The following is an 8,671-nucleotide window of genomic DNA, read 5'->3' as shown; positions in this document are numbered from 1 at the left end:
TCCATTCAACTAATGTGATGTTATAGTTTTCAGATAGTCGAACAAACATATCTTTTGCATAGTCTGACATATCATCATCAAACACATTTCTTCTGTATTTTACGACCAACACAAGGTGATAATACAACAAGAATACTGAATGGTTATTACTATCTAATTTCATTTATATACCAGCCTTTATAATTTATAAGACTGATTATATCAGAGGCAAAATAAAAAGGAAAACCTTTTGGCTACGCCAAACCGAAATTCATCTCCCACCTACCGTTGGGCTACGCCCTTCACACACTTGAGGAAGGAGAATTCTTTCGGGAAATTCGTTAAATATATCTATGGTTATTAAAAAGAAAGATGGACAGATTTATGAAGTTATAAACACTGGTTTTCACACTAATAATGCAGTAAGAATGATAACAACGGACGATTTTGCTACAACCAGAGTAAATGCACCGATTGTAACTGTAAAAAATAGTGATGGTAATATTCAAGTATACCGCTTGCCTTTAGAATTGGAATCTTGGGTAATTTCTTGTATGCAGGCTGCTTCTGCAGGAAAAATTTCATTTCTATGTAAAGTTTCCTTTGGGATTATAGATACAAAATATTATGTTGAATTCATTTAAAATTGGAATACATTTAACATTTGATGTAAATAAAGACGGAACACTTACATTTTGCAAATTCTGTACGTCAAGACTAAATCTCTTAATCAAACCATATTTTATTATAAGTACCAAAACTCATTACCAACAACAAAATAGCCTAAAAAATATTAAACATCCTTTATTATCGATATTATTAACGTCAAATAAAAAAAGAAGAGAGAAAACATTCTCTCTTCACCAATAATATTTTACAGAGTAAGTAGGGTAAAAAACTATATAAAGATGAACCACGAAAATACTTTACCTAGTGAATTATATCATAAATCACTCTAAAAAAATACATATCACATACAGTTTTGTTTTATTTATGACAAAATTGTTAAATATTTGAATACAAAAAGGCTTTATATCTAAATGACTAGAAAGGTTTTGGTGTGGTAATAAAATTTAAGGAGGCTTTCTATTATGTTTTCAAAAAAACAAAAATTATTAACAGTAATTACAACATTAACATTAGGGTGCGGATTTACTTTTGGCATAACACCTGCTTCTGCGGATACTGTCAATAACACTTCTCCAATTAAGGAGGAACAGGTACGAATACAAATACCTTTCACGGGCTATGTTATTTCAGCAGACGATAATTACTTAATTGTTGCTGATACTTTTACGAAAGAAGAAGCACTTTATTATCAGAATAATTGGTGGGAGCTAGTTTCCCAAAATAAAATTTTAAGAGTACCTGTATCCAATGGTGAAAACTACAAATTAGGTGAAAAATTAAACGTATACGCTGCTGCTTGGACTTACTCTTTACCACCAATCGCTATAATGCCAACAATTGAAAAAGTAGTTGATTAAATACCGCTTAGCTAATAAAAGAAACATTGCCCTAATTAGAGCAATGTTTCTTTTCCTCATTTGACATTAGAAATTGAAATCGATGAGAACAGATTTGGAACGCTATTCTCAAAAGCTAATGTAAAGGAAGGGATTAGTTCATGTATTCTTTCTTGCATTGGTTTCTTATCTACTTCTCCAAGTTCGTTCAAAAGTTCATTCTCTTCTAAAGACTCATCTCCATTGATTAACATCCTTAACATATCTGAGTTAATGATTTTATGAGGCGAATGAACTAGCCCATTCATCATTATATATTTTTGGAGCATGGATGAATTACCCTCATTCGCTTGCTTTACAGCTTGTTTCAGGTATAAATCAAAATATTTCTGTGCAAATTTCACACCTTTTAGTGGAACGGCTCCTACATGTTCAACACCTTTCCAACGTAAATCCGCAATTGAACTTAGCCACCATGCCGGCTCAATAGCCTGTTGCATACGTTGCAGCACCTTGCGTTCGAATCCAGTTTTATGAGTAGAATGTTCTTTTAAACAAGTATCTAACATTTCAGCTTCAATGGCAGCTACGGTCATCCCCTGTCCATAAATGGGATCAAAGTTACAAAAAGCATCACCTAACACTAATAATCCAGATGGCCAATTTTCCATTTGTTCAAAATGTTGACGAGTTGACTCCTGCGCTCTAAATCCTCTTGGGACACTAATTGGTTCTAACTCTTTAATTAACTCCCTCATCATAGGTGTAACTAAAGAATCCAGTTCTTTTTCATATTCTTTTGAATTGGTTGGTGGATAGTGCGTACCTCCAGCAACAAATAGTAGCGCTTGAGCTATATTATCTTCAATATACAATAACCCTACAGCATCAACGTTTTTAGCAGGATCTCCTTCAGAAATTGCACTCAATTTCTCTTTGATATGTGAAGGTACTTTATAATATCTCGTGCTATATCCAAAATTCACCTTTAAACGTTCTGGTTCTGGAACATCATATCCCATAGATGTAAGCCATTTATTGAGTTTAGATTGACGACCACATGTGTCAACTACCAAATCGGTTAACACAGTTCTCTTTGTTTTTAACTCGTCTCGTTCTTGAATATGAATTCCAATAACACGCTTGTGATCAGACGAAGCTAAAAGGCCTGTCACCGCTTGCTTTGAATAAAAATGTACATTAGGAATTTCTTGCACACGTTGGCGGATTGTCCATTCTAACAATGCTCGACTGCTTGCTGCACCTTTTCGTTCTATAACTAGTTCCAGTGCCCCATACGGAGAAAATCGAATCATTTTATCATTCTTGACATTATGGGCCCCTTGATTTAATAAATCATCAACATATCCAGGAAAGAAACGGTTCATAATTATTTCTCCGCGTGGTAATACACGATGAGGATGAAAGTCTTGGGGTGTACCTGGACGTTCAGATGGTTTTTGAGGTAACTCATCTTTTTCAACAACTATCACTTTCTCAAAATAACTGGAAAGCACGCGTGCAGTAAGCAATCCTGCAATACCAGCTCCAATCACAAGTGCATTTTCTCTTTTTTGCTGTTGATATAGTAATTGATTATCCATCAATAATCTCCCCTCTTTCTAAAAAGTATGTTTGTTCAACATGAATCTATTAAAACTTTTCCAGAAATCAGAATAAACAAATGATGATTCTTCATTATTTTAGTAAGGAGCCCGTTGATATAATAGTTCATATAGGGAAACAAAAACAGATACATTTCAAAACACTACGTTCCCCCCACAAGTGAGAAATAATTAACGTGACTAGTAGAATTGTAGTATCTGATAGCACTGGCCTTAAATAGTTTGTTTTTTGGTTATCAATGTGTCAGTAAATCCAGCACATTTATCGTTATACTTTCAAGCTCAGTTCTCTTAAAATATATATGTTTATATTTTTTAGATATACGATTTTAAATCCTTCTGAAACCCCAATAGACAAATGCACCGGTATCATTATATTAAAGAGTTCACCCTAAATTAGTAATCTGTTGAAAAACTACTTTAGCCAACAGGTGCTTTAATTAAATACCTTTATTATCTCTGCAAAGGTATTTAAATTTCAAATACGTTTTTCAATCCTTTGAATCCAGTAAAATAATTCATTTAAATAATAAGATTTCACTGCATAATAGAATACCTAAAGCGCTGTGGGTATTTCGTTTCATTATGCCCCTATTGGGATCTGCCTTCATCATTCATATTATTAAAATTACGTTAGTCCAAGTCAGAAAAAGTACACTTAAATGAGGATCTTTTTAACAAAATTCAAGTTCATATAACCTTTATAAATGCCCACCGCTTATAATAGTTTTTTAATACTGCTTTATTCCCCCTTTAATATTTTTTATAATTTGCACCTTAAATGTATCACTTTTATTCCCCTTATAAATATTTAGGGTTTTTAGAAATATTTATTTGATTTTTAGTAATATTAGGATTCTATTTTATCTAATAGAAACTAGAGGGTCTGAGAAAAGTATGTAATAATGCATAATAAATCAATCAGATATTATGATATACTTTCAAAGAGCTGATACAAAATTTCTTTAGATTGGAAAACTAAAGTCTTATCTACCTATTTGTGGGGACGCCTTATGGCGTCTTTTCTTTTTTAATATAAAAAACCCCCAAGCATTCATATGCCTAAGGGTTTATCAATTGAAAGGTAGAGCTGTTTGGAATTCCTTAAATTAAGAACAAAGCGGGATTACTCCTAAACCAATTAATAAAGCTGCAGCAAACGCTGGAATTGGCGCAGAAATCTCCGATACCTTCTACAACTAAAAAGTATTGTCCATTTACTACTTTAAAACAAACTAATTGTATGGCTAATCCTTCCTTATGTTAGGATTAATACATTATATTAAATAACCCCGTTATCGATATAATTAAATAGTTTATTTTTCAGAAAATGTGTACAACATTCAGGGGAAGCACATTAAGTTATCTTTCCCTTATTTTCAAAAGGACCTGCTCAATTCATACGTAAAAACATAAGGTAGAGTGAACCCATTAAAACACATGGAATGACCCCTAGTCTTTTTCTCTTATCTAAAGGAGGAACTATTATTATGGGATATGGTGGTAGTTGCGGCGAAGGCTGCGGTTTTGCTGGAGGCTTTGCTTTACTCGTTGTACTCTTTATACTATTAATCATTATCGGATGCAGTTGCTTCTGCTAAAAAACTATTAGAGAAGGCACCTTAGGGTGTCTTTTCCTTATGCGTAAGAACCTCGCCATCTTATGGAAATGACGAGGTTCTTATCTATATTATTTATTATCTTGTTCCAGGGTTTTATCAAGATTAGAATTACTATTATTATGGTAACGTTGGTAGTTCTCTTCATGTAGCCTTTGTTGTTCTTGTTCAACTTTATTATCATGATCAATCACCTTAATAACAAAAAATAATATTACGATTACAAACACAACAAATGGGATGAGAGCAGTTTTAGAAAGCTCCTTTAAATCCTCTTTTGCTTGTCGCTTTTCTTCTCCTGTTGAAAAGAGATAAGCAAACAAAGCTATTATAAATGCGAAAAAACCTAAGAGTATTTCTACAACTGCAAAAATAGCATCTAACATTACTTATGTATCCCCCTAATATAACATATATGTATTACTAATTAGCCAATAATTACCTTACACATTATATCAGCTAGAGTACATGAAAGTATAATGAATTATTTATATAGTTTATTTTATTAATTAATATATATTACTATAAAATAATTCAAGTCGCCCGAAGACCCCTTAAGTTTTTTTCTTTTTTGTGAAAAGATAAGATCCTAGCTCCGATCTTATCTTTTTTTATTTGTTAATTTGCAATAGGGCTACCGCCATATGCCCCTTTTCATGATTAGTTCGTTTTACTTTTAATACTCTCAGTTGCTTTTTTAAATAGTTTCATTGCCTGTTCTGCTTTATTATTTGCCTGTTCCAACTTACTATCATTTTGTTCTTCTAATGCTTCTGAAAGTAATCGCAGAGCATCCCAGTAATTATCCATTGCCTGTTTTATCTTTTCTTGTTCAACTTCTAACTCTTTAGGTGCCTCAAGATATTTCGTGTCTCTTACGTGTGTTTTTGCCATATCCAAACTCAGTTGGATTTCACTTTTCTTTGACTCATAATCCTTTACATCTGAATGTCCTATATCTTGTATCAGTCTGATAACTTCATCCATCTTATTTGTATTTCCTACGATGGCTGCTTTGTATTTATCAACTTCTGAACCACTAACTTTTTCATTTAAATCCTCCTCACGATGACCCTCTTTCGCATGTTTCTGGTTCTCTTCCTTTACCTCTTGCTCTATATCAGGGTATTTCTCGTTTATCTCCTTAAATACTGTCTCCCATTTAGAAACACCATCATCTATCCCAAACATACCGGTTTGTATGATTTCTTTTGCTTTATCCTTATTATATTCACCATCATACTTACGGTCATCATACTGTCTAACTGCATCTTCTACTTTTATTAGGTGTTTTCTAATCTCTTCTACCCCTTCTTGTATTAAGAATTGGTAGTCTTCATACTTTTTAGGTGGCTTGATTTTTTCAAAACGGTTTATATCCAAACTAATGTGACTAATTAAAGAATCTATCTCACCTATGTAGACACTCTTTTCTGTAAATAATTCATCAGTTTTCTTTTCTAGTTTTTTTAAATGATACTGGAATTCTAAGTGCAGTTCAGTCAAACGATAAGGGTAATCTTTTTCAGATACCTTTACCTTCTTTTCACCTTCCGTGTCTGATACATTTGATTTACTTTCTTTACTACTTGATTCTTCTTCCTTACTTCCCTTTTCATACTCAATTCTAGACAATGCGTTTCTTAGTTGGTTTTCAATGTGCTCATCACTATAGTGCAATTTCTTTAGGTCAGATACCATTTTATCTGCATCATAATACTTATCTACTTTTCTATACTCTGACTGTGTAAGTCCATATGTATTTAATGTACAACCTACTAGCATGAAACTCACACTTAACCCTGCTATTGCGATACCCCTAAATGATTTATTAATACTCATTTTAAACTTATCCCCTTTTTCTTTTAGTAATTCTTTTCTTCAACAATAGACAGACCTTCATGAGTTTTTGCATTGTCTGCTGCGTCAGTTTCGTTTTCCTAACTTATTGTTTCAGTCTTAATTTGAATTTCTTCCTTATAATTACAAAAAGGATATACCTAAACATATAACTGCTAGTAAAATATATCCTTATATTATTTTATAATGATAATAATTAATGAGTCAAAGTCATTTTGCGAAAATTATACAAAACAGGCATAATTTATTAGTTGCTTAGCAAGTTATACTTGTTAACACAATAAGATACTAGAGAATTTCTCATTGTAGTATCCTCTACTATCTTTACAGGAGTAGCAACACGTCTTCATCAACCTAACAAAGCAAATAACCAAACAAAATTTTGTGCTAACTTGTGACAAAAACCCTCATTTTTTCGTTTCGGGGAAATTCTGAATTCTTAAATTGATGTGCATGGGGTACAGCCACACATCCATCAACTTAAGGATTTAGACTATTTTTGAAGTTAAAAGCACGTTACTATTTTCTTATGTTAATGAGAAAGGGTGACGTGTTTTTTATGAATATGAATCAAAAACAAGAATTATCTTTATTCGCTGAAGAGTTATATCGATATATGTCTCCCGCTACACTTAATCAATTAGCCATAGAAGCAGGCGGAATGAAACGAAAACGTAAGTGCCACGGGCACCATTTCTTATCTTTGTGTGTATGGCTAAATCAACAAGTCGCTACTACCTCTCTTACTCAACTATGTAGTCAATTAGAAACTTCAACAGGAGTTTTATTAAGTCCGGAAGGACTTAATCGGCGATTTAACTCTGCTTCTGTAGCCTTCTTTCGAACTGTATTTACTACACTTCTACAAGCTAAAATTGGAGGCGTATCTAAGATTTCTCATTCTCTTTCTTCCTACTTTGAGCGCATTCGCATCCTTGATTCTACAACCTTTCAGGTTCCAGATCGATTCGCATCTACCTATCCTGGTGCCGGAGGATGTAGTCATAAAGCTGGTGTGAAAATTCAACTAGAGTATGACTTGTTGAGTGGGGAATTTTCTGATGTGAAAATTGAACCAGGAAAACGAAGTGATCAGGCGTATGGTGCGACTCGAACAGGCATGATACAAAAGAATGAGCTGTATATTCGTGACTTAGGATATTTTCATCTACAAGACTTTAAGTCTATTCAAGACAAGCAGGGGTATTATTTATCTCGTCTTAAGTTACCAACTAAAATATATAGAAAAGAGTTCGAAACAGTGGTATTTAAAACAAAACCCTCTCAATTGAAACCAGTATATATACAAATTCATTTGGAAGACATTATGAAACAACTACAACCTGGCCAAGTGTATGAATTACACGATGTATATGTAGGGAGTAAGGACAAATTGCCTACTCGTATTGTAGTTTATAGGTGTACCGAGGAGCAAAAACAGAAACGCCTACGTGACCGAGCTATTCGTGAAAAGAAAAAAGGAATTACATATACAGAGCGTACAAAGCTTTTACAAGGTATTACGGTATATATGACAAACATTCCTACGGAATGGGTACCAAAAGAGAAAATCTATGATTTATATTCATTACGTTGGCAAATTGAGCTGTTATTTAAAATATGGAAATCTTGGTTTCAAATTCATCGTTGTAAATCTATTAAACAAGAGCGATTAGAATGTCATCTTTATGGGCAACTCATTAGTATTCTATTATGTTCTTCTACTATGTTTAAAATGCGAGAACTCCTATTACGTAAGAAACAGAAAGAGCTAAGTGAATATAAAGCGATGTACATAATTAAGGATTATTTTTCACTTTTTTACCAAGCATTACACAAAAACACCCAAGAATTATCAAAGGTTCTCCTTCGTCTGTTTAACCTCCTACAGCACAACGGACGAAAATCTCATCGATACGAGAAAAAGACAGTCTTTGATATTTTGGGTGTTGTTTATGAGTATACCACTTCTACTCATCAGGTAGCATAGTAAAAAATTGAAACCCGTCAGGGTTTATTTGATATGCCCGCTTTTATAAAATCTACAAAAGATAATAAAAAACTATATGGAAAGACCGCATTTTGTTTAAAAATATACCTTAAGTTGATGGATGTGGGGTAC

The 8,671-nt window shown here is 33.1% G+C and carries 6 protein-coding genes and 2 pseudogenes; 4 read left to right on the top strand and 4 right to left on the bottom strand.

Annotation, left to right across the window (positions count from 1 at the left end; genetic code table 11):
- Window positions 1-163: pseudogene (gene tnpA, locus ACTJJY_RS31505) on the bottom strand (IS200/IS605-like element ISBth16 family transposase); the annotation flags it as partial.
- 157 nt (window positions 164-320) lie between these two features.
- On the opposite strand from tnpA, the pseudogene ACTJJY_RS31500 reads away from it, so the two are divergent.
- Together ACTJJY_RS31500 and ACTJJY_RS31495 are read left to right on the top strand one after the other, a co-directional pair.
- A pseudogene (locus ACTJJY_RS31500) lies at window positions 321-623 on the top strand (hypothetical protein); the annotation flags it as partial.
- A 447-nt stretch (window positions 624-1,070) separates the two neighbouring features.
- Window positions 1,071-1,466: a DUF3221 domain-containing protein gene (locus ACTJJY_RS31495; RefSeq protein WP_440607414.1), complete on the top strand. Its 396-nt coding sequence runs from the start codon at window positions 1,071-1,073 to the stop codon at window positions 1,464-1,466.
- A 56-nt stretch (window positions 1,467-1,522) separates the two neighbouring features.
- Here ACTJJY_RS31495 and ACTJJY_RS31490 read toward each other — a convergent pair whose 3' ends face one another.
- Complete coding sequence (locus tag ACTJJY_RS31490; RefSeq protein WP_440607413.1) at window positions 1,523-3,049, bottom strand: NAD(P)/FAD-dependent oxidoreductase; 1,527 nt, start codon at window positions 3,047-3,049, stop codon at window positions 1,523-1,525.
- A 1,511-nt stretch (window positions 3,050-4,560) separates the two neighbouring features.
- Here ACTJJY_RS31490 and ACTJJY_RS31485 point away from each other — a divergent pair.
- A complete protein-coding gene (locus ACTJJY_RS31485) occupies window positions 4,561-4,671 on the top strand; it encodes a YjcZ family sporulation protein (protein WP_000540371.1) in 111 nt (36 codons plus the stop codon).
- An 89-nt stretch (window positions 4,672-4,760) separates the two neighbouring features.
- Here ACTJJY_RS31485 and ACTJJY_RS31480 read toward each other — a convergent pair whose 3' ends face one another.
- Both ACTJJY_RS31480 and ACTJJY_RS31475 read right to left on the bottom strand, forming a co-directional pair.
- Window positions 4,761-5,075 carry a fucose 4-O-acetylase gene (locus tag ACTJJY_RS31480; RefSeq protein WP_326303273.1) on the bottom strand — a complete coding sequence of 105 codons (315 nt, stop codon included), beginning with the start codon at window positions 5,073-5,075 and terminating at the stop codon, window positions 4,761-4,763.
- Between the two features lie 274 nt (window positions 5,076-5,349).
- Window positions 5,350-6,531, bottom strand: coding sequence for a DUF7018 domain-containing (lipo)protein (locus ACTJJY_RS31475; protein ID WP_440607412.1), 1,182 nt, complete (start codon window positions 6,529-6,531; stop codon window positions 5,350-5,352).
- A 577-nt stretch (window positions 6,532-7,108) separates the two neighbouring features.
- On the opposite strand from ACTJJY_RS31475, the gene ACTJJY_RS31470 reads away from it, so the two are divergent.
- Entirely contained in the window at window positions 7,109-8,539 is a 1,431-nt protein-coding gene (locus ACTJJY_RS31470) for an IS4 family transposase (protein ID WP_440607037.1), read from the top strand.
- Window positions 8,540-8,671: the final 132 nt, after the last annotated feature.

The organism is Bacillus sp. 22475, from assembly GCF_052044835.1.
In the GTDB taxonomy this organism is placed as follows: domain Bacteria; phylum Bacillota; class Bacilli; order Bacillales; family Bacillaceae_G; genus Bacillus_A; species Bacillus_A cereus.
Note: the sequence above shows the minus strand (reverse complement) of the source record. Positions and strands in the feature narration are given on the sequence as shown.